The organism is Haladaptatus pallidirubidus, from assembly GCF_020700235.1.
GTDB lineage: Archaea > Halobacteriota > Halobacteria > Halobacteriales > Haladaptataceae > Haladaptatus > Haladaptatus pallidirubidus.
Genome location: NZ_CP085301.1, coordinates 3,785,323 through 3,806,297 on the forward strand (window position 1 = coordinate 3,785,323; position 20,975 = coordinate 3,806,297).

The 20,975-nt window shown below is 60.2% G+C and carries 19 protein-coding genes; 12 read left to right on the plus strand and 7 right to left on the minus strand.

The features are described from left to right. Positions 1–11 precede the first annotated feature (11 nt). Complete coding sequence (locus LIX15_RS20535; RefSeq protein WP_227775434.1) at positions 12–617, minus strand: hypothetical protein; 606 nt, start codon at positions 615–617, stop codon at positions 12–14. Between the two features lie 253 nt (positions 618–870). On the opposite strand from LIX15_RS20535, the gene LIX15_RS20540 reads away from it, so the two are divergent. Further along, entirely contained in the window at positions 871–1,884 is a 1,014-nt protein-coding gene (locus LIX15_RS20540) for an amidohydrolase family protein (protein ID WP_227775435.1), read from the plus strand. A gap of 101 nt (positions 1,885–1,985) precedes the next feature. Further along, complete coding sequence (locus tag LIX15_RS20545; RefSeq protein ID WP_227775436.1) at positions 1,986–2,471, plus strand: universal stress protein; 486 nt, start codon at positions 1,986–1,988, stop codon at positions 2,469–2,471. Between the two features lie 16 nt (positions 2,472–2,487). Here the strand turns inward: LIX15_RS20545 and LIX15_RS20550 are convergent, their stop codons facing one another. The 3 genes from LIX15_RS20550 to LIX15_RS20560 form a co-directional block, all read right to left on the minus strand. Then, entirely contained in the window at positions 2,488–3,426 is a 939-nt protein-coding gene (locus tag LIX15_RS20550) for a biotin--[acetyl-CoA-carboxylase] ligase (RefSeq protein ID WP_227775437.1), read from the minus strand. 39 nt (positions 3,427–3,465) lie between these two features. Beyond that, positions 3,466–4,059, minus strand: coding sequence for a DUF6663 family protein (locus LIX15_RS20555; RefSeq protein ID WP_227775438.1), 594 nt, complete (start codon positions 4,057–4,059; stop codon positions 3,466–3,468). Positions 4,060–4,136: 77 nt separating this feature from the next. Continuing rightward, positions 4,137–5,924, minus strand: coding sequence for an acetyl-CoA carboxylase biotin carboxylase subunit (locus LIX15_RS20560; protein WP_227775439.1), 1,788 nt, complete (start codon positions 5,922–5,924; stop codon positions 4,137–4,139). Positions 5,925–6,345: 421 nt separating this feature from the next. On the opposite strand from LIX15_RS20560, the gene LIX15_RS20565 reads away from it, so the two are divergent. Together LIX15_RS20565 and LIX15_RS20570 are read left to right on the plus strand one after the other, a co-directional pair. After that, complete coding sequence (locus LIX15_RS20565) at positions 6,346–7,518, plus strand: M24 family metallopeptidase (protein WP_227775440.1); 1,173 nt, start codon at positions 6,346–6,348, stop codon at positions 7,516–7,518. Positions 7,519–7,952: 434 nt separating this feature from the next. After that, positions 7,953–8,744 (plus strand): aldo/keto reductase, encoded by a 792-nt coding sequence (locus LIX15_RS20570; RefSeq protein ID WP_227776938.1) that lies wholly within the window; start codon positions 7,953–7,955, stop codon positions 8,742–8,744. Positions 8,745–8,798: 54 nt separating this feature from the next. Here the strand turns inward: LIX15_RS20570 and LIX15_RS20575 are convergent, their stop codons facing one another. Further along, positions 8,799–9,692, minus strand: coding sequence for a DMT family transporter (locus LIX15_RS20575; RefSeq protein WP_227775441.1), 894 nt, complete (start codon positions 9,690–9,692; stop codon positions 8,799–8,801). Positions 9,693–9,851: 159 nt separating this feature from the next. On the opposite strand from LIX15_RS20575, the gene LIX15_RS20580 reads away from it, so the two are divergent. The 6 genes from LIX15_RS20580 to LIX15_RS20605 all read left to right on the plus strand — a co-directional run bounded on the left by LIX15_RS20580 (position 9,852) and on the right by LIX15_RS20605 (position 16,837). Then, complete coding sequence (locus LIX15_RS20580; RefSeq protein WP_227775442.1) at positions 9,852–11,084, plus strand: carboxylate--amine ligase; 1,233 nt, start codon at positions 9,852–9,854, stop codon at positions 11,082–11,084. A gap of 774 nt (positions 11,085–11,858) precedes the next feature. Further along, a complete protein-coding gene (locus LIX15_RS20585) occupies positions 11,859–13,214 on the plus strand; it encodes an LLM class flavin-dependent oxidoreductase (RefSeq protein WP_227775443.1) in 1,356 nt (451 codons plus the stop codon). A 227-nt stretch (positions 13,215–13,441) separates the two neighbouring features. After that, positions 13,442–13,888: an ester cyclase gene (locus LIX15_RS20590; RefSeq protein ID WP_227775444.1), complete on the plus strand. Its 447-nt coding sequence runs from the start codon at positions 13,442–13,444 to the stop codon at positions 13,886–13,888. Between the two features lie 264 nt (positions 13,889–14,152). Then, positions 14,153–14,605 carry an ester cyclase gene (locus LIX15_RS20595; protein WP_227775445.1) on the plus strand — a complete coding sequence of 151 codons (453 nt, stop codon included), beginning with the start codon at positions 14,153–14,155 and terminating at the stop codon, positions 14,603–14,605. Then, on the plus strand, positions 14,565–15,413 hold the full coding sequence (locus tag LIX15_RS20600; RefSeq protein ID WP_345409686.1) for a prephenate dehydrogenase/arogenate dehydrogenase family protein: 849 nt from the start codon (positions 14,565–14,567) through the stop codon (positions 15,411–15,413). Before LIX15_RS20595 ends, LIX15_RS20600 begins: the two co-directional genes overlap by 41 nt. Further along, positions 15,410–16,837 (plus strand): small ribosomal subunit Rsm22 family protein, encoded by a 1,428-nt coding sequence (locus tag LIX15_RS20605; protein ID WP_227775446.1) that lies wholly within the window; start codon positions 15,410–15,412, stop codon positions 16,835–16,837. The genes LIX15_RS20600 and LIX15_RS20605 overlap by 4 nt, the downstream gene beginning before the upstream one ends. 1 nt (position 16,838) lies before the next feature. Here the strand turns inward: LIX15_RS20605 and LIX15_RS20610 are convergent, their stop codons facing one another. Further along, positions 16,839–17,051: a hypothetical protein gene (locus LIX15_RS20610; RefSeq protein WP_227775447.1), complete on the minus strand. Its 213-nt coding sequence runs from the start codon at positions 17,049–17,051 to the stop codon at positions 16,839–16,841. A gap of 305 nt (positions 17,052–17,356) precedes the next feature. Beyond that, positions 17,357–17,635 carry a hypothetical protein gene (locus LIX15_RS20615; protein ID WP_227775448.1) on the minus strand — a complete coding sequence of 93 codons (279 nt, stop codon included), beginning with the start codon at positions 17,633–17,635 and terminating at the stop codon, positions 17,357–17,359. A gap of 68 nt (positions 17,636–17,703) precedes the next feature. Here LIX15_RS20615 and surE point away from each other — a divergent pair, with 68 nt between their 5' ends. After that, positions 17,704–18,480 (plus strand): 5'/3'-nucleotidase SurE, encoded by a 777-nt coding sequence (gene surE, locus LIX15_RS20620; RefSeq protein ID WP_227775449.1) that lies wholly within the window; start codon positions 17,704–17,706, stop codon positions 18,478–18,480. A 96-nt stretch (positions 18,481–18,576) separates the two neighbouring features. Further along, positions 18,577–20,970, plus strand: coding sequence for a bacterio-opsin activator domain-containing protein (locus LIX15_RS20625; RefSeq protein ID WP_227775450.1), 2,394 nt, complete (start codon positions 18,577–18,579; stop codon positions 20,968–20,970). Positions 20,971–20,975 lie beyond the last annotated feature (5 nt).

Below are 20,975 nucleotides of genomic sequence, written 5' to 3' on the forward strand. Positions count from 1 at the left end.
AAAAGCGACGGTCACGAGGAAAACTGCCGATTTGTACCGTTCGAATCGGTTCGGTTCAAGAGGGTTTGAAATTCCCGGTACTTGTCTCGTGGAATCGGAACGAGTAGATACGTCGGAAGTGTACCGCCTGCTCGCCGATACCAGAGGAAAACGACAGTTCCGAGGCCCCAAGCGCTTGCTTCGCTTCGACTCGTGAGGTCATACGTAATCGCCTCGCCCGATTTTTCGGACGGACGAATGTACGTGCCGTTTTCGCCGTCGATAGCTCCCGAAAAGGGAACGAGTGAGACGACTACTCCTTCACCGATTCGAACGAGGATTGGGACAGCCACGAGCACTATCGGCGGAAGAGTCGTTGCCGCCCAGAGTAGGTATTGGACAAGCGATCCGACGAAAGCGAGCGTAACGAGATACGCTGGTGACCAAACCGTCAACAGGGGTGCCGACTGTGACCCCATGATGGAGAGGTAGCGACCAATTCGTGCCAATTTTTCTTCGTCCACTGACCGGACGACGAACAACAACAGAAGACACGCCCCTGCACTGACCATGGCGACTATCACCGCAGTCGGTATCTGCGCGCTTTGGATGGCGAAACTCACCGCAAATCCGAACATCAGCAATAACAGACCGTAAAACGCAAAAAAAACGGAGCTGTACGATACCCCGGCTAACACCCCATGACCCGGGGTCGATACTCCATTCGATGCGACTTCCCGACCGAACTGATTCGTTCATCCACCTTTCTCTTCGAAAACAGACAATAAATAGCAGTCGGGCACAGATAACTGCTGACCGGTGGCCGATATCCCGTGATGTCCATCACCCCCAACAGTTGCGTTTAAGACTCGATGCTCACAATTCCTTGCTATGCTCGTGGAGGGGACGATACTGCGCGGTCCCAATTTCGAACCGGTCGAGGGTCGCGTGGTCTTAGAAGACGGCACGATTACAGCTATCGAGGAGGAGTCCGTTTCGTCGTCGGACATCATCCTCCCCGCATTCGTCAACGCGCACACCCACATCGGCGACTCGATTGCGAAGGAGGCTGGTGGCGGACTGTCGCTCGAAGAACTCGTCGCACCGCCGGACGGTCTCAAACACCGACTGCTCCGACAGACATCTCGGAGCGAGAAGGTCGAAGCGATGCGGCGGTCGGTGCAGTTCATGCAATCAACGGGAACGGCCTCGTTCCTCGAGTTTCGGGAGGGTGGCGTCGAAGGCGTGTTCGCGCTTCGAGAGGCCGCCGAGGGGTTGGACATCGACCCGGTTATTCTCGGCAGGGAAACGATCGAAGCGATGGAAGCGGCGGACGGGTTCGGCGCGAGCGGTGCGAACGATGACAGCTTCGGACGGGAACGTCGCGCGACGAAAAAAGCGGATAAACTGTTCGGCATCCACGCCGGCGAGGCCGATGCCAGCGACATCAACCCGGCGCTCGACCTGTCGCCGGAGTTTCTCGTCCACGTCGTCCATCCGGAGCCGATTCACCTCGACAGAATCGAGAACAACGAGGTTCCAATCGCGGTTTGTCCGCGCTCGAATCTGGTTACGGGCGTCGGCCTGCCGCCGATTCGAGAACTGCTCGACAGGACGACGGTCGCGCTCGGGACGGACAACGTGATGTTGAACAGTCCGTCGATGTTTCGGGAGATGGAGTTCACCGCGAAACTGACTGACCTCTCCGCTCGGGAGGTACTTCGCATGGCGACCCAAAACGGGGCGCGAATCGCGGGACTGAACTGCGGCGTTATCGAACCGAACCGCGACGGCAAACTGCTCGTTCTCGACGGCAGTTCGAACAATCTTTCCGGCAATCGGGACGTTATTCGGTCGGTCGTTCGCCGAGCGGGTGCAAGCGACGTGAAGGACGTGCTGCTGTAGCGGTGTTTTTGAAACGAGTACTGCCGTGGTGTTTCGATTCGAAGGTCACAGCTACCAAACAAGTTAAGACGCCACGAACCGTGACATTCGGTAACGTTCCTATGTACGACCGCATTCTCGTGCCGACAGACGGTTCGGCGGAAACAAAGCGGGTAGTCGCACACGCCGCCGAACTAGCCGAGGCGCATGAGGCAGAACTGCACGCGATTTACGTCATCAACTCCGCGACGTTCGCCAGCCTACCGATGGAAACCTCGTGGGAAGGGGTCACCGACATGTTACAAGACGAAGGTGAGTCGGCGCTCGACGACGTGCGCGAAGTCGCAAACCGGTACGACGTGTCGCTGACGACGCACCTCGTGGACGGAGCGCCGAACAAGGAAATCGTCCGATATGCGGAACGGGAAGGTTTCGACCTCATCGTTATGGGAACTCACGGACGCGGCGGCATCGACCGCCTCCTGCTCGGCAGTGTCGCGGAGCGCGTCGTCCGCGCTTCGACAGTGCCCGTCCTCACCGTGCGAGTCGAAAAAGACGATGTGTCGCCGAAAGCGGAGGCGACCGAGAAGGCGAAAGGAAGCAGTTAGGAACGCGTCTTTCGAGTCACACCGGGCGCAAGTGTTCACAATCGCCCGCGTGGACCCGAACTTCATCATCCTCGGTGTCCACGACGAGCACGCCCGGTGATTCGATGTCGATTGCGTCGCCGACTACGTCCTCGTTTCTCGTCTCTACACGAACTCGCCGACCGAGCGTTGCCGAATATTCGCGCCACGCTGGCAGTATTTTGTCGGGAGCTGTCCGCAGTTCGTCGAACTCCTCCAGCAGTCGCTGGACGAATATTCTTCGATTGACGGTTTCGGCTTGTTCCTGCACACTCGTCGCACCCTCCGGTAAGTCATCTCCCGCGATGTTGACGTTGATGCCGATGCCGACGATGACCCACGAGACGCGGTTCGCCTCACCTTCCATCTCGGTGAGGATGCCGCAGAGTTTCTCGCCGTTTACCAACACGTCGTTCGGCCACTTTATTTCCGCCGGAACCCCCGCCTCCCGCGCGGTTCGCGTCACGGCGACCGCGGCGGCGAGCGTCAACAACGGTGCGTGAGACGGCGGAATATCCGGCCGGAGGACGAGACTCGACCAGACGCCCCCGGACGGGCCGACCCATTCGCGGTCGAGCCGTCCCCGACCGCCCACCTGCTCGTCGGCCAACACGACCACGTCCTCTATATCTTCTTCTGCTCGTTTTGCACCCTCTCCGGCAATTTCGCGCGCTCGGTCGTTCGTGCTCCCGACGGAGTCGTGATATTCGATTTCGAACGGGGCGTCCAGTCCGTACTCGACTGCGGGGCCGAACTCCGGAATCTCACCCAGTCGATATCCGTCGCCGGTACTTTCGATTTCGAATCCCGATTCCCGCAGCGCCTCGACGTGCTTCCACACCGCGTTCCGGGAGACGTCGAGGGTTCGTGCGAGTTCCGGGCCGGACATCGGACCGTCGGCGAGGGCGTCCAAAACGGCGCGGCGCGTGTCGTTCATGCGATTGTGTAAGGGGAGTTTCGACAAGAATGATTTCGTTTACGCGAGCGGTTCTGCCGGTCGTGGACAGTGGTAGGTTTCCCGGAGCGTCTCCGCGAACCGACCGCCTTTTTCGAGCGCGATGGTGACGACGACGAACGCCTCGCTTTCGGGTCGGAGAACGAACACCTCTCGGGGGTCGTCACCCTCTTGTTCGTTGACCCTGTCCACCAGCGGGTCGAGCGGACGAGAGCCGTCGCGGAACGTCTCGAACACGTTACCTACGTCGTCCTCGGCGAACACGTAGAGAACGCCGTTGACCTCGTTGTCGGTGTTGCGGGTCACTCGACTGTTCATCGAATCGCCCGCCATGCGCGCGTTTTGCCACACCTGCTGTGCGGCCTCGAAAACCGGGTCGATGTGGTCTACGAAGGCGTACAGTGTCGGCTGTCGGATCTCCAACGACCGAACCGTCGGTTCGGTCGATGTCCAATCGAGTACGGCGTCGATGCAGTAACCCGGGTGGAGGTCGGTAATCGGCGCGTCGTGACCGTCGGTTGCGGTAACGATCTGTTCGTGTGATTCTCGGTCGAACAAGCGAAGCGTGTCCTCGTCGGGTGTGGCGAGTACGCGGTAACTCCGGCCGTCTTCCATGGTTCGTGTAGGAATCGGATGCGAAAAAAGCTCGCGAAGTGTCCGACCGGCCGGATAGCTTCTGTCGTCGCGCTTCCTCAGTCCACCACGACGAGCACGTCGCCCATATCGACGCTTTCGCCTTCGCTCACCGCGACTTGCGTGACAGTGCCGTCGCGGGAGGCGACCACGTCGTTTTCCATCTTCATGGCTTCGAGGACGCAGACCACGTCGCCGGACTGGATTTCGTCGCCCTCTTCGACTTTTACGTCGAGAATCGTCCCCTGCATCTCGGCGCTGACCGTCTCACCCTCGGCATCCACGACGGTTTCACTACCGCCGCTGCTTCCGTCCGCCGGTTTCGGCTTCTGGCCGCCGGAGTTGTCGTTTGCTGGAATCGCCGCGACTTCGCCGCGCTGTTCCAGATTGACCTCGAATCGCTTGCCGTTGACTTCGACCGTGAATTCGCGTTCGACGACGTCCTCGTCGTCGCCGGACGATTCTGCCGACCCCCATTTCTCTTGGGCTTCTTGGACTCGTTCGTCGTCCAGTTCCTCGTCCAGATACTTCGTCGTGTGCTCGCCCGCGACGAATTTCTCGTCTTCGAGCATGACGCGGTGGAACGGGATGATGGTGACGACCCCCTCGATGTCGTACTCCGCGAGCGCGCGGCGTCCTCGGGCGAGACACTCCTCGCGGTCGGAACCGTGGACGATGAGCTTCGCAATCATCGAATCGTAATCCGTCACGAGGTCGTCTCCCTGTCGGAGCGAATCGTCCAAACGGACGCCGACGCCACCCGGCGGGTCGTACACGTCGAGTGACCCGCTTCGGGCCGGTGCGAAGTCTTGGGCCGCGTTTTCGGCGTTGATGCGGAACTCCATCGCGTGACCTTCCAGTTCCACGTCCTCCTGCGCGAAGTCGAGTTCGTCGCCCGCGGCGACGCGGAGTTGCCATTTCACGATGTCGATGCCCGTCAGTTCCTCCGTAACGCAGTGTTCGACCTGAATCCGGGTGTTCACTTCGAGGAAGAAGAACTCGCCGTCCTCCACGAGGAACTCCACGGTTCCGGCGTTGACGTAGTCGGAGGCTTTGACGCCCTGTCGGGCCGCCTCCCCGATTTCCTCCCGGAGCGCATCCGAGAGCGCGGGCGACGGTCCCTCCTCGATAACTTTCTGGTGGCGGCGCTGGAGCGAACAGTCGCGCTCGCCGAGGTGGCGGACGTTGCCCTGCTGGTCGGCGATAATCTGCACCTCGATGTGTCGCGGCTGTTCGAGGTAGCGTTCGAGGTAGACCGAATCGTTGTCGAAGTACGCTTCGCCCTCGCGCTGGGCGGATTCGAGCTGATCTTCGACTTCGTCCTCGGTTCGGACGACCTTCATCCCTCTGCCGCCGCCGCCGCCTTCCGCTTTGATGGCGATGGGGTAGCCGTACTCCTCGCCGAATTCGTGGACGTCCGCCGCTTCCGTGACGGGGTCGGTGGTTCCCGGAACGATTGGCACGTCGGCTTCCTGCATCACTTTGCGGGCTTTCGTCTTCTCGCCCAACTGTTCCATCGAGTGGCTGGTCGGGCCGACCCACGTTACGCCCTCCGTTTCCTCGACTTTCGCGGCGAACTCGGCGTTCTCCGCGAGGAAGCCGTACCCCGGGTGGATGGCGTCCGCGCCGGACTTTTCCGCGGCGTCGATGACGGCCTCGTGGTCGAGGTAGGAGTCGGCCGCCCGCGCCGGGCCGATGTTGTACGCCTCGTCGGCGTAGCGGACGTGCCCCGCGTTTCGGTCGGCGTCGCTGTAAACCGCGACGGTGTCGATTCCGAGCTCTTTGCAGGCGCGCATGACGCGAACCGCGATTTCCCCGCGGTTGGCGACGAGAACCTTGTCGAACATTCTTGCGGAACTCTATTCGGGAGGGTTACCTCATTCTGTCGATTTTTCTTTCGGGGATTTCGTTTTTCGAGCGTCAATGGTAGGCGTGTGCACAGGTTGACGAGTTTTAGAGTGGTTTTCGTGGGGGTCGTGATTTCGTGGGTTTTTGGGTTGGTTCTCGAAACGTTGTAATTTCCGTCGTGTCGTCAGCAGTTGCCGACTCCAATCGAACTGTATTGCATCTGGATTTATTTTGGGCAATTGAGGTGAATGCCGGTTTGGCGCTAGGTGATCACGACTTGCAAACTCGCTTTCGGAACGAATTTCAGAGCCTACTGACGATCCAGTTCGAGACGATTCGAGAGACACCCCCGAAAACAAATCCCGTACCGAACACCCAGTCTCCGACATCGTTTTACTGCTTGCGTCTGTCGCGGAATACATGGCAAAAAACCTCTCGGCGCTGGATTCCGCGCTCGATTCGATGGGCGTGGACGGATTCCTCATCGACGCGGCATCCTCCGACCCTGACCAGTTGTACCTCTCCGGATTCGACGCGCCGGACGCCTTCACGACGCTCTACGCGAACGGCGTCCACCTGCTCGTCTCCAGCCTCGAATACGGGCGGGCGAAAAAAGAGAGTGACGCGGAAACGGTCACGCGAACGTCGGAGTACGACTACTACGAAAAAATCGCCGAATACGGCCCTGAAGGGGCGGAGAACCGCATTCTTGTCGAATTTCTCTCCGACCGCGGCGTCGAATCGGTGGCCGTCCCCACGCGCTTCCCGGTCGGTATCGCCGACGGTCTCCGCGACGCGGGTGTTTCAGTCACGCCCGAGGAAACCGCCGTCATCACCGAGATTCGCGCGACGAAGACGGACGAGGAAATCGAACACGTCCGGGTTGCACAGAAAGCCAACGAGGTATCCATGCGGGCCGCAGAAGACCTCCTTTCCGCCGCGACGGTCGAAAACGGCATCCTCCACCACGACGGCGAGGTGTTGATCAGCGAGCGCGTGAAGGAGGAAATCGAGGTGACGCTCCTGCGCCACGGGGCCGCGCTGGACGAGACCATCGTCGCCTGCGGGTCGGACGCGGCAGACCCCCACAATCGGGGAAGCGGACCGCTGAAAGCGAATGAAGCGATTATCGTGGACATCTTCCCGCGCGACAAGGCGAGCAAGTACCACGCCGACATGACCCGGACGTTCGTCAAGGGTGAACCCTCCGACAAAATCCGCGCGCGCTACAACCTCACGCACGAGGCGTTCGACGCAGCTCTCGAAGCGGTCGAACCGGGCGTGACGGGCGAAGAAGTTCACGACGCCGTCTGCGACGTGTACGAGAACGCGGGCTACGAAACGCTTCGAAGCGACCCGAACACGGAAACCGGATTCATCCACAGCACGGGTCACGGCATCGGCTTGGACGTTCACGAATATCCGAAAGTGAGCCCCGCTGGCGGCGAACTGAAACCGGGCCACGTCATCACCATCGAACCTGGTTTGTACGACCCCGAGGTCGGCGGCGTCCGAATCGAGGATTTGGTCGTCGTCACGGAGGACGGCTACGAGAACCTCACCGACTATCCGATCGAACTCGTCGTGGGCTGAGTTTTCGGTCGAATCGCCGTTTCGAGTTTTGAACCGAATCCGCCACAACCGAAAAGTGTCCCTCCCGCGACTGCGTTTTCATGGACGATAGAAAATCGGATACGGACGAGTCTGATGCGGAGCAAACGAGGGGCGTGACGAGCGTCCTCCGGCGCGTACTCCCGATCGGCGCGGCGTTCGCGTTCGGTTACCTGTTCGGAAAGCGTTCGGAGGGAACGCCCGTAGTGGATGAAATGGGGATGAAGCCCTCTGAAATCGAGGTACCAGACGCCGTAGAGAAGGCGTTAGAACGCGAAAACGAACAGAAGGAACGCGGTGAACAGGACGAGCAGGAAAGTCAGACTGAACGAGACAGCAAAGCCGAACAGGCGGAATCGAATCGAGACGAATCGGCGTCCGAAGTAACCGCTTTCTCCGCACCCGTAACCCACGGCATGCCGATGTTCGGATTCGGAACCTACGAGTTGGAGGATTACGACCAGTGCGTCGAAAGCGTGAAAACCGCCATCGAAACCGGCTATCGGCACATCGACACCGCCGAAGGATACGACAACGAGTCCGCGGTGGGCGACGCCATCGCCGAATCCGATGTATCTCGCGATGAACTGTTCGTGGCGACGAAAGTCAGCCCCGAGAACTTGGATTTCGACCACGTCCTCACGAGCGCGGAAGAGAGCCTCGAACGACTCGGACTGGACTACGTCGATCTGCTTTACGTTCACTGGCCGACCGGCGAGTACGAAGCGGACGACACCCTCGAAGCCTTCGCGGAACTCCGGGAGGAAGGGTTGATACGCGAAATCGGAGTGAGCAACTTCACGGTGGAACTCCTGCAAGAAGCGGTCGAAACCGCGGAGGAACCGATTTTCGCCAATCAAGTCGAGATGCACCCCATGCTTCAGCAGAACGACCTCCGAGAGTTCTGCGCGCAGGACGATGTCGATGTGGAACTCGTCGCTTACTCTCCCATCGCTCGCGGCGACGTGGCCGACATTCCGGAGCTGCGGGCGGTCGCGGAAAAACACGACGCCACTCCGACGCAGGTCAGCCTCGCGTGGTGCCGCGAAAAGGGCGTTACCACCATTCCGAAGGCGACCGGGCGGGAACACATTCAGGAAAATTGGCGCAGTCTGGGCGTCGAACTCGACGAGGAGGATATAGAGAAGATAGACGCTATCGACCGAGAGGAGCGACTCGTCGATCCCGACAGGGCACCGTGGAATTAGTGACGGAACAAACAGGAGGAATTGAGGCCGAAACGGGAGTGCGAGACCGGATGGTTACAGTGCGTCCCGGAGCGCCCGCCGTTTGAGAAGGGCAAATCCGACTAAAATAACCATAAATCCCAGCACGGTAGTCTCTTGTATCGATTCGTCGAGAACCAACCATCCCGAGAATCCGGCGAACACGGGAGCGACGTAGCCGACCAGATTGATTTCGACGGGGCCGATTTCGTCGAGCAGGGAGAAGTAGAGCAGGAAGCCGACGCCGCCAGCGACGAAGGCGAGATATCCGAGTGCGAGAATGGCGTCCGTCGTCCACTCCACGTTCGACAATCGTTCACTCGGAAGGGCGAGGCTGATAGCGTGGAGTACGACCGCTCCGACCAGCATCATCCACGCCTGCATCGAAACCGCCGGAAGGTCGGTCCGAAATCGGCGAGTGAGCACTGCACCGAGGGCGAACGCCACAGCGGCGAGAAACACCAGGACTACGCCGCGAACGTCGGCCCTGAACAGATTTTCCGGAGTAGGATTGGCAACGATGCCTGCCCCGAGAAGACCGAAAAGAAGTCCCACGATACCGACCCTCGACAGTCGCTCGTCGGGAAGCAGGAGGCCCGCAAATCCCGCCGCCAGCACGGGGTCGAGGCTGATGATGACGCCGGCAACTGCGCTGGTAACGTACTGCTCGCCGACGAAGAGGAAGGCGTGATGGGCCGCGATGAAAAACAGCGCGCCGACCGCGACAGTTCTCCAGTCCTCGCCGCGTGGCCGCCAGCGCGATCGGGAATGGACTGCATACAGTAGCATCACCGCACCAGCGAGATAAAATCGAAGTGCCGCGAACAACACCGGTGGCATCGCCAAAAGACCGACGCGAATCGCGGCGAACGAACTACCCCAGATGGCCGCAAGGAAGAAGAATGTCAGAGCGACGCGAGTTCGTGACACAATACCACTCTCGTACCATCGCTATTCAATCCATTTATCGTGTTGACAACACTCGACAGGGAGATTCCACGAGACGCGATACCACCCCGAAACCTCCGAGATACCGGTGAACCTCGCCCAGTCGAACACGCTTTAGCGCCTGCTCCGAAAATTCCCTCCATGACCGAGGAATTTCGCTCGTTCGACGGGCTTCGTCAGGCGCTGGCTGAGACGACTTTCGACAGGCCGCCAGCAATCGTTTGCAACGCACACGTAACCGGTCTGAGCGTCGCCCGCGCACTCACCGCGCACGACGTTCCGATTATCGCCATCGACAGAAACGGCAAGGGCGTCGCGCCGTACTCCGACGCCGTGGATTTCGCGGGGCAGGTAACCTACCCGTTAGACGATCGCGACGGATTCCGCGAGGACGTGGAAGCCCTCGCGGACGAATTGGCACACGAACCCGTCGCGTTCCCCTGCATGGACGAATGGGTGCACGCCTTCGCCGGAACCGAGCCGGAGGGCGTCCGCCTTCCCTTCGCTGGCCGAGAAACCATCGACGCCGTGCTGAACAAGGAATCGCTGTACGAGAAAGCCGAGGAACTCGGCGTTCCCTATCCGGAAACGTACCGAATGGCGGACACCGACCCGAAGAAAGCAATCGAGAACCTCGAATTCCCGTTCGTCGTCAAACCCGCGCTCAAACGCGAGTTCGAGGAAGCCGTCGGTACGAACGTCATCGAAGTCGCCGACGAAGAGGAGTTTTTAGACGTGGTGGCGATGGCAGAAGACGCCGGAATCAACGTCATGGCGCAGGAAAAGGTTGACATCGCGGTCGGCAAAGACTGCTCGCTCGCGTCCTACGTCCCGCAGGGGGGCGACCCGGTCACCTTCGTCGGCAACGCGCGTGTTCGCTACCCCCAGGAGTTCGGCACGTCCTGTCTGGTTCGGCGGGCCGACCAACCGGAAATCGAGGAGCGCGCGCTATCGATTCTTTCGGAAACGGGCTACTACGGCATCAGCGAATCCGAGTTCGTCTACGACCAATCGCGCGAGGAGTACGTTCTGTTAGATATCAACACCCGCCCGTGGAAGTGGATTAGTCTCCCAGTACAGGCCGGGGCCGACCTGCCGGGGGCCGCCTACGCCGAGACGGTCGGTGAGGACTTTGGAGTTGGCGCGACGCACGACGCGACATGGGTCTATCTGGCGGATTACTTGAAATTGCTCGCAAACGATGCCGCTTTCTCGGACGTCCTCGGAGAATCGCAGTGGGAGTCGTTGTTATCCGGCGGGTTCGAGGACGTGGACGATTTGACGACCGGCGTGTATCGTCCGAGTGACGTCGCCCCGGCGTATCGGCTGATGAAAACCGAGTTTGGGTCCGGCGATTACTACTGCTCCTGCTAGCAGTGGCTTTGGTATTTTTTGACGCAGTTTTTGAATCGGTTTCTGATTCTGTTGTGCTGTTTTCTTCGGTATTTTCCGTAATTCCAGACAACAAACGGCCGCCTCCGCCCCGAAACCGCAGTTTCCCCACTCCTCCCCGCCAGCGCGGGGGTGCCCTCGGTGTTCGCTGACGCTCACCCCTCGCGCGAACGCGCTGGCACAACCATTCGGCTGACCAATCAAGCTGTGTGGGGCGTGCTGGTGCGAGCCGGACGGCAGAACGCCCGGAGGCTCGTCAGCGAAGGCGTGCGAGGGACGAGGCTTGCAAGACGCGACGCATCTTGCTGACCTGCGGGCCACGGTCGCAGGCATCGCAGGCCCGTGGCCGAGAAGCACAGTCGGTTGGGGAGTCATGTGGGCGGTTGCGGTTCCTTGGTGTCCTCGTGAGCGAAGCGAGCGAGAGCACCGAAAAGCTTGTCTCTGACAGTGGATGAAGGGCGAGTGAGCGACGCAGGAGCGAACGAGGGCCGGAGAAAATCGAAGTTTTTCAGGGCCGCGAAAGACACCGTCTTTCGCAGGCTTCGTTTGGAGTCGGCAACAGCTAGCGACTCGGAAACAACAACTGAACCGGAAAAAGCAGATACAAGCAATTACCACTTCCAAACCAGAGATACACAAACCACCCCAACAAACCCTCATCACGACGCATTTCGACCCAACCTAGATGACGGAGAAGGTCGCCGCCTTCCCCTCTGATTTGCTCTCCGGATACGCAATATCCACCAACGAGTACCAATGAGCGACGAAAATATCCATTTCAACCTGTTCACGATGAACGCGGTGGAACACGTTACGGCGGGCAACTGGCGCACGCCGGGCGACCAATCCCACCGCTACACCGACGTGGACTACTGGCAGGAGGTCGCCCGACTCGCCGAACGCGGAAAGTTCGACGCCGTATTCTTCGCCGACGTGCGGGGAATCTACGACGTGTACGGTGGCAATCGGGACACTGCAATCGAGAAGGCTATCCAAACCCCGGCGAACGACCCGGAACTGCTGATTCCGGCAATGGCCAGCGTTACGGACGATCTCGGCTTCGCGGTGACGCGCTCGACGACCTACGTCCACCCCTATCAACTCGCTCGGGAGTTCTCGACACTCGACCACATCACCGACGGACGAGTCGCCTTCAACGTGGTTACGTCGTACCTCGAAAGCGCGGCGGCAAACCTCGGACTGGAGGAGCGAATGGAACATGACGCGCGCTACGATCGCGCTGAGGAGTTCATGCGGGTCTGCTACCGACTGTGGGAGGACAGTTGGGATGACGACGCGGTGGTTCGAGACGTGGAAGCGGGAACGTACACCGACCCGGAGAAAGTCCACGCCATCGACTACGAGGGCGAGCATTTCTCGGTTCCCGGCCCACATAGTTGCGAACCGTCGCCACAGCGCACCCCGGTTCTCTACCAAGCCGGGTCGTCCGAACGCGGACGGAACTTCGCGGCGAACAACGCCGAAGCGCTCTTCGTCAGCCAACCCACGACGGAGGCCGTCGAAAGCTACGTCGAGGACGTGCGAGAACGCGCGAACGAAGCGGGTCGAAACGGCGACGAACTCGCCTTCTTCGCCGGAATCGCGCCGATCGTAGGCGAAACAGAGGAAATCGCGCAGGCGAAGTACGAGAAGTACCGCGAGAACGTCGATACCGAGGCGACCCTGACTCTGCTCGGCGGCTTCATGGATTTGGATTTCTCGGAACTCGCGCCCGACCAACCGATCGAGCACATCGAAACCGAGGCGATTCAGGGCGCGGTCAACGCCCTGACCAAACACGCTCCGGAGCGCGACTGGACCGTGCGCGACGTGGCGGAGTTCTGCGGCCTCGGTTCCACATCGCCCGTCGTCGTCGGGTCGCCGGAGCAGGTCGCGGACGAATTGGAAGCGTGGCGCGACGAAACGGGAGTTACGGGGTTCAATCTCAAGGAAATCGTCCGCCCCGGAACGCTCCGGGATTTCGTCGATTTGGTCGTCCCCGAACTCGAAAAACGCGGTTTAGTGCGCGAGGGGTACGAAGGTGAGACGCTTCGGGAGAACCTCGTCGGTCGGCGGTATCTGACGGCCGACCATCCGGCGAAACGCGGGTGATATTCGGTCTCTCCGTTAAGAAAGCCGATCGATCCAGACAGCAACGTCCAATGGCGTCTCTTCTTTAAAATTCCCCGTTTTCCGACCGATTACAAACGTTGCATCAAAACCGGTATACCCTACCGAACCACCCCCCATTTCCAACCATCCTGCGACCGTTTCCGCCTGAACGATAGTTTTCGTTTATTCCCCTGCGCCGCGTCCCTCGTCTGCGGAGAGATAAAACAATGAGCATTAGAACCGCGGACAACGAGGCGGTTGTAATTCGAGAAATCGAGGAAGTATGGAACGGCGACGGTGACCTCGGCGTCATCGACGACCTCGTCGCGGAGGACGTGGTCTACCACACCCCTACGATGGACATGCGCGGTCGGGGCGAATACCGAGAGATGGCCGAGGAAGTTCGAAACATCTTCACCGACCTCGAAATGACCGTGGCGGACGTGGTTCCGTCGGACGATAAGGTGGCGGTTCGGTACACCGTGCGGGGAACCCACAGCGGCGAGATGATGGGCATCGAACCGACGGACGAGAGAATCGAAATGACGGGTATCCTCATCGACCGCGTCGAAGACGGGAAAATACGGGAGCGCCACGACGTTTCCGACGAACTGGGAATGTTCGTTCAACTTGGCGTCGTCGAGCTGCCGGAGATGGACGAGTACGAGGAGTAACCGAACGACCCTATTTTAGACTTTAGACGAATCTCGCCGCGTGAGCACGGTTCACCGATGAGAGAAGACGAGAGAACCGAACGGTAAGGTCGCGTGTTTCCCGTCTTTCCTATTGTCCCACCAAATGTACGAAATAAGTCGGATTAAAGTGGAATCAGTAGCACCGTTGAACCAGTAGATATTGCTCGCCGCCGCCCGCTTCCATCTGAACGATAGTTTTCGTTTACCGTCTCTGTCTGTGTATCGTCACTTGGGGGAAGAACAATGAGTACAATAACAGCGAACAACGAGGCGATTGCCTTCCGGGATGTCAAAGCGGTATGGAACAGCGGTGGAAATCTCGATGTAATTACCGACCTCGTCAGCGACGACTTCGTTTACCACAATCCGATGCTCGGCGAGCCAGGTCGCGGGGCAGATGGATACCGCAAACAGGCCGAAACGTTCCGAGACGCCTTTTCCGACATCGAGATGACGGTAGACGAGATGATCGCCGTGGACGACGCGGTGACGATTCGATACACGACGCGGGCGACTCACGACGGCGAGTTACTGGGCGTCGAGCCGACACACGCGAACATCGAAATAACCGGAATCCTCGTCAACCACCTGGAGGACGGCAAACTCAAAGCGATGTACGTCAACGACGACGCGCTGGGGCTGATCGAACAAATCGGTGCCGTCGAACCGCCGGAAAAAGCGGTGCTGTCGCGCTGACGCACCCGGACAAACGAACCTCTTTTGGGCGAACCGCGCCAAACCGGATGCAATGAACGTACTCGTCGTCGGCGCGGGCGCGATGGGTCGCTGGTTCGCCGAGGCGACGAACCGCGACCTCGCATTTACCGACGCAGATCCGGCGGTGGCGGAGCGTGCCGCAAACGAACTCGGCGGGAAGGCGGTCGAACTGGACACGTCGGAAACGTTCGACGCGGTCTGTTTGGCGGTGCCCCTGCTCGCAGTCGAAGAGGCAATCGAAGACCACGCTGGAAAAGCGGAACGAGCAATCCTCGACCTGACCGGCGTGATGGCGGAACCGGTTTCCGCGATGGCCGACCACGCACCCGGCAAAGAACGGGTAAGCCTCCACCCTCTCTTCGCCCCCGACAACGCGCCCGGAAACGTGGCCGTCGTCGCGGACGAATCCGGCCCGACGACAGACAACCTCCTCTCGGCCCTCGAATCGCGCGGCAACACGCTGGTCGAGACGACGCCGGAGGAACACGACGAGGCGATGACGACCGTGCAGGCGGGCGCGCACACCGCGATTCTCGCCTTCGCGCTCTCGGCGAATTCGGTTCCGGAGGGACTCCGAACGCCCGTTTACGACTGCCTCGCGGACCTCACGGCGCAAGTGACAGACGGTGATTCGCGCGTCTACGCCGATATTCAGGAGGCGTTCGATGGTGCGGAAGACGTTGCAGTCGCGGCCCAGGAACTCACGGACGCAGACCCGACCGAGTTCGAGCGACTGTATCGAAAGGCAAAAGCGAAGACCGAAACGCGCGCCGAGGAGAAACGATGAACTCCGACCAGCGCGAACAGGTGCGCTCGAACGCGCTCTACCTCCGCGACGTGCGCCCAATCGACCCGGAGGAAATCGCGGAGTACATCGAAGGACAACCCCATCCAGCTGTCGTCCGGCAGGTGCTCCGCGAACAGTCGCTCGACCTCGCCCTCGTCGAACGCGACGACGGGGCCTTCGAACCAGTTTCCGAGGAGCCGATTGCTCCGGAGTTCCGCGGCGTCGAATCGTTTCCGGAACAGTACAGCAGGAAACTCGAAGATCTGCTCGTCGGGGAGTTCGGCGTCGGATGGCCAGACGGCGAATCGGGAGCGCAGTTGCGCGAGACGATTCGCCGACTGAAGGAGGATTACTTCGCGCAGAATTCGGTGGAGTACGATTATCGAGTCGCGCTCGGCTACGCTATCTACCACCTGCCGGACTACTACGCCGCGGTTCAGTACGTTCTCTCGGAACTCGCGGAACGCGGTCTGCTCTCCAAAAAATTGCGCGTGTTGGACGTCGGTGCCGGGGTCGGCGGCCCCGCGCTCGGTCTGCACGATTTCTACCCCGAGGACAGTTTGGTTGAGTATCACGCCGTCGAACCGAGCGACGCCGTAGAGGTGTTTGCCGCGATGACGGAGGAAACGCGGGAGAGCTTCGACGCGACGACGCATCGGGAGACGGCCGAGGCGTTCGAACCGGACGGGGAGTACGACATCGTCCTGTTCGCCAACGTGTTGACCGAGGTGGACGACCCCGAGACAGTCGTGGAAAAATATCTCGACTATCTCGCCGACGACGGGGCGATGGTCGCCATCGCCCCGGCGGATAAAAACGCCAGCATCGGCCTTCGGGAGGTCGAACGGAGCGTTTCCGACCGGACGACTGTGTATTCGCCGACGCTCCGCCTCTGGCCGAGCGAGGAACCGAGCGACCGCGGATGGTCGTTCGACGTGAAACCGGATTTGGAAATTCCGGCGTTTCAGCGTCGGTTGGACGGGAGCGAGGACAGGGACGAAAGCGAGGACGGCGGGGCGGACGACCGAGGCGACGGCGAGTTCGTCAACGTGGACGTGCAGTACTCGCACGTCATCCTTCGAACCGACGGAATCAGACGACGCGAGTTCACAGCCGACAAATCCCGGTCGGCGAAGATGGCGGAGATGGAACGACACGTCACGGAGCGCGTGAATCTCGTCGCGGTGAAACTCAGTCACTCGCTGTCGGAGGACGGGAGAAACGAGCTGTTCAAAATCAGCGACGGGAGCGAGAACGTCGGTCACTTTGCGGTGTTGACGAAGGAAACGGCACTCAACCGCGCACTTCGTGAGGCGGCGTACGGGGGTCTCGTTTCGTTCGAGGAAGTGCTGGTTCTGTGGAACGAGGACGAAGGTGCGTACAATCTCGTGGTCGACGAGAAGACGATCGTTGACCGCCTATAACTCAATTCGTTTCCACGACTTCTCTGACGTAGTTGTAGTAAGAACCGAACTTCCCTTCATCGTTCGGTGATAACGGGATGTTGTTCTCTGCCAGCAGTTCAACGGTCTTTCGCGGCTTGCACTCGAACCAGATGGACAGTACGTCCACGTTCCGCTGGGCGTATTCGTAGTTGAGTTCCAGTGTTCGCGCGTCGGTGACGTTTCCCTCCGCCATAGCCACCTAGACAGAGGAAACCACACGGCATAAATCCACGTGGTTTATTAATTATCATTCTGTTATTGTATAACGATGTGAATATGAAATCGATGGCGCTCGAAAGTATTTTGCTGAACGTATTCTGCATTTGCCGTCGGTCGTCTCACTGATTTTCGTCTTTGCAGGTCCCTTCGCTCACCGCGGCAACCGTTCTTCTCATCGCAACCGTGGGAATTATCCTCGTTGCAGCGTTAGCGATACCGTCTTGCTGTTCGCGCCCGCACCACGACCGTTCTGCTGGCGGTAACGGGCCGGTTGTGGCGCTATTCGGCGGGAATCGCGTGAGCGACTATTTTCGAACCCCCTGTCCCGCCATTCTGTTCGCCGTCGGACTCGCCTGTTTGTTCCTGATACCGGGAGTCGGCGGCGCCCTCACTGCGGTCGGCGTCACTCATTTTCGACGGATCACCTCCTTTCGTTCGGCGTCGTCGGGTCTTTTTCGTCTCGCAAGTATCGAAGGTACCGGGCGGCCCGACGACCTCTCGCGCGGTGCTGAAGTGGTCGGCGTTCGCCGTGGCGTCCCTTTGACTTCTCGGCGGCACGGTGCGCTGGCTAGCGTAATTGTTAACCGAACGGAGGATTTTTGCGCTCCCGTTCCGACCCCCTTTTCATGAGCGACTCTCCGGAAATTCTCCTGACGAACGACGACGGTATCGACAGTCCCGGCATCCGCGCGCTGTACGACGCGCTACAGGAAGTCGGCAACGTGACCACCGTCGCCCCTGCCACCGACCAGAGCGCGGTCGGCCGGGCGATGTCCTACGAAGTGGAGGTCGAAGAGCACGAAATCGGCTACGCCATCACGGGGACTCCAACCGACTGCGTCGTCGCGGGATTGACCGAACTTGGCCCGTACCCGGACATCGTCGTCTCGGGGTGTAACAACGGCGCGAATCTTGGAGCCTACGTCCTCGGTCGCTCGGGAACCGTCAGCGCCGCCGTCGAAGCCGCCTTTTTCGACGTTCCCGCAATCGCCGTCTCGCTCCACGTTCCGAACTACATGTGGCCGCACGACACGACGAAAGAAGAGTACGAGGAAGCGGTACGTGCAACGACCTTTCTCGCCGAACGCTCGCTCGACGCGGGCGTGTTCGAACAGGCCGAATACCTGAACGTCAACGCACCCTTGCCGGGCGACGAACCCGCGACAATGGAAGTCACGCGGCCCTCGCACGTGTACGACATGAACGCGACGAACGACGGCGGCGTCGTCACCCTCCACGATTTGACGTGGGAGCAGATGGACGACGAAACGCTCCCCGATCCGGACGGGACCGACCGCAGAGCCGTGTTCGAAGGCCGAGTGAGCGTCTCGCCGCTGACCGCGCCGCACACCACGGAACACCACGAATCGTTGGACGAACTGGTTACGGCGTATCACGAGTAGTCGAGGGACGGTCACCGTCTATCAGAACAGGCGTACACCCTGCATACCTCGGCACTACCGTTTTATCCGTCGGTGACCAACCGCTCTCCGACGACTATGGGGAAAAGGGAAGACACCGTGAGTCACATCGACATCGACCGACTCGCGCTCGATACGCTTCCGGTGAACGTCGCCGTTCTCGACGAACGAGGCGTCGTGGTGGCGACAAACCGGACGTGGGAGGAGTTCGGCCGTGAAAACGGCCTTTCGACGACGACGCTCGGCAGCAGCTACCTCGACGTTTGTGATTCCGCCGTCGAACCGACGGCAAACGAGGCGGCGAAGGGCATTCGGGAAATTCTTGCCGGAGAACGCAGCAAGTTGTCGCTCGAATATCCGTGTCATTCGCCGACGGAACGGCGCTGGTTTCTGCTGTCTGCAACGGGGACGAAGACCGGTGACAAGCCATACGTCGTCGTCGCGCATTTGAACATTACGAATCGTAAGGAACGCGAGCTTCAAGTCGAACGGTATCAGACAATCGTCCAGAACGTCCCGCTCGTTCTTTTCGTCTTCGATAAAGATGGAACGTTCACGCTCTCCGAGGGGCGTGGACTGGCGGGTCTCGGACTCGCCGAGGACGAAGTGGTCGGTGAATCGGTGTTCGACCGTTACGGCGAGTTTCCCGACATCGTGGTGGACTGCAATCGTGCGCTCTCCGGCGAACGAGTTCACTCCAAAGCTCGGGTTGGCGACCGTTCATTCGAAGTCGTCTACCAGCCGGTCGTGGACGATTTCGGGAGCGTACAACGGGTTGTCGGTGTGGCAATAGACGTGACGAAACGAGAGCGACACGAACAGGTTCTGGCCGCCTTATCCGACCTCACTCGCGTCCTACTGGAGACTGAAACGACGGATGAAGTGTGTGAAATCGCTGTTGACGGGGCGGAGGGCGTACTCGACCTTCCGAAGACGCTCATCGCGCTGTACGACGAAACCGAACGAGCGCTGCGGATTCGCGCGGGTGAATATCGGAACGGGACGGGTATCGACGACTCGAACGCCAACGAACTGCTTGACGTCGAAAGCCGCGATGGTCCCGCGTGGCAGTCGTTCATCGAGAACGAACCGAAGTTCGAGGAGGGAATCGCCGTCCTGCCGCTCGGCAATCACGGCGTCTTCGTCACGAAAGCCGAAGACGAATCCGCACTCGACATCGCGGAACTCTGTTCGGCGGCGGTCGAATCTGCGCTTGGTCGAGCAAACAGGGAGCGAACCTTGCGCGAACAGGAAGCAACGCTCCGTCGCCAGAACGCCGCGCTCGAACGATTGAACGAGTTGAACGAAGGGATTCGGCGTATCGACCGGGCGCTCGTGGAGGCGCGAAGTCGGGACGAAATCGAACGAGCGGTGTGTACCAGATTGGCGAGCGGTGGTCCGTATCGGTTCGCGTGGGTCGGCGAAAACGACCCCGGGCCGAAAGCAGTGGTTCCCCGCGAATCGGCGGGTATCGGTCGCGGCTTTCTCGACGCGATCTCCGTCTCACCGGACGATGTGGCCTCGACCGATCTGACGGGAATTGCGGTACGGACGGGGCGAGCGCAGGTCGTCCAGGACGTTCTCCGCGACCCACCGTCGGAACAGTGGCGGCGCGAGGCGCTCAAACGCGGCTATCGCTCTGCCTGCGCGCTCCCACTTCGCTACGAGGACGCCGTGTACGGCGTCCTCACCGTTTACTCCGACCGACGAGGAACGTTCGACGAACTCGAACGTGCGGTTCTCGACGACGTGAGCCAGACGGTCGCCTTCGCCATCAACGCCGTCGAGAGCAAGAAAGCGCTCGTTGGCGGCGACGTGATCGAACTTCAATTCGACGTGATCGATTCCTCCATCGTCTTCATCTCTATCAAACGCGAAACCGGTGGCAGCGTCGAGTTCATGGGCGTCGTCTCGGAACCCAACGGGGGGGTAAAAACCTTCTTTACGGTCCGAGATGCCACGGTCGAAGAGGTGCAAGCAGTCGCCTCTCGTTCGCTCGAAATCATCGACATAGAACACGTCAGCGACCGAAACAGCACCGCGCTGTTTTCGGCGACGCTCACGGATTCGAGTTTCATCGGAACGCTTCTCGACCACGGCGCAGTTCCCGAGACGTTCCTCGTGGACGACCTCCCCGCGCGTGTCGTCGCCCGACTTCCGGCGAACGCCGACATTCGAACCTTCGTCGAAGTGCTGCAACGACGATTCCCCGGAATCGAACTCCGGAGCCGCCGCCAGCGCGAACGGGCCGTAACCACCGGCAATTTCGACGTTGCACTTACGGAAACTCTAACCAACCGGCAACGGGAGACGTTGGAAACCGCCTACTACAGCGGCTTTTTCGATTCGCCGCGAAAGAGCACCGGCGAGGAGGTCGGACGCTCGCTCGGTATATCACAGCCGACGTTCCAACACCACCTGCGCGCCGCGGAGCGAAAACTGCTCTCCCAACTGCTCGAAAGTAGCGTCTAGGTAGA

Bases quoted from the DNA above. Each gene is read 5' to 3' on its own strand.
- LIX15_RS20560 (WP_227775439.1), bottom strand. From the start codon at position 5,924: ATGTTCGACAAGGTTCTCGTCGCCAACCGCGGGGAAATCGCGGTTCGC.
- LIX15_RS20540 (WP_227775435.1), top strand. From the start codon at position 871: ATGCTCGTGGAGGGGACGATACTGCGCGGTCCCAATTTCGAACCGGTC.
- LIX15_RS20605 (WP_227775446.1), top strand. From the start codon at position 15,410: ATGAACTCCGACCAGCGCGAACAGGTGCGCTCGAACGCGCTCTACCTC.
- LIX15_RS20590 (WP_227775444.1), top strand. From the start codon at position 13,442: ATGAGCATTAGAACCGCGGACAACGAGGCGGTTGTAATTCGAGAAATC.
- LIX15_RS20610 (WP_227775447.1), bottom strand. From the start codon at position 17,051: ATGGCGGAGGGAAACGTCACCGACGCGCGAACACTGGAACTCAACTAC.
- LIX15_RS20625 (WP_227775450.1), top strand. From the start codon at position 18,577: ATGGGGAAAAGGGAAGACACCGTGAGTCACATCGACATCGACCGACTC.
- LIX15_RS20585 (WP_227775443.1), top strand. From the start codon at position 11,859: ATGAGCGACGAAAATATCCATTTCAACCTGTTCACGATGAACGCGGTG.
- LIX15_RS20595 (WP_227775445.1), top strand. From the start codon at position 14,153: ATGAGTACAATAACAGCGAACAACGAGGCGATTGCCTTCCGGGATGTC.
- LIX15_RS20555 (WP_227775438.1), bottom strand. From the start codon at position 4,059: ATGGAAGACGGCCGGAGTTACCGCGTACTCGCCACACCCGACGAGGAC.
- LIX15_RS20580 (WP_227775442.1), top strand. From the start codon at position 9,852: ATGACCGAGGAATTTCGCTCGTTCGACGGGCTTCGTCAGGCGCTGGCT.
- surE (WP_227775449.1), top strand. From the start codon at position 17,704: ATGAGCGACTCTCCGGAAATTCTCCTGACGAACGACGACGGTATCGAC.
- LIX15_RS20535 (WP_227775434.1), bottom strand. From the start codon at position 617: ATGTTCGGATTTGCGGTGAGTTTCGCCATCCAAAGCGCGCAGATACCG.
- LIX15_RS20550 (WP_227775437.1), bottom strand. From the start codon at position 3,426: ATGAACGACACGCGCCGCGCCGTTTTGGACGCCCTCGCCGACGGTCCG.
- LIX15_RS20570 (WP_227776938.1), top strand. From the start codon at position 7,953: ATGCCGATGTTCGGATTCGGAACCTACGAGTTGGAGGATTACGACCAG.
- LIX15_RS20565 (WP_227775440.1), top strand. From the start codon at position 6,346: ATGGCAAAAAACCTCTCGGCGCTGGATTCCGCGCTCGATTCGATGGGC.
- LIX15_RS20545 (WP_227775436.1), top strand. From the start codon at position 1,986: ATGTACGACCGCATTCTCGTGCCGACAGACGGTTCGGCGGAAACAAAG.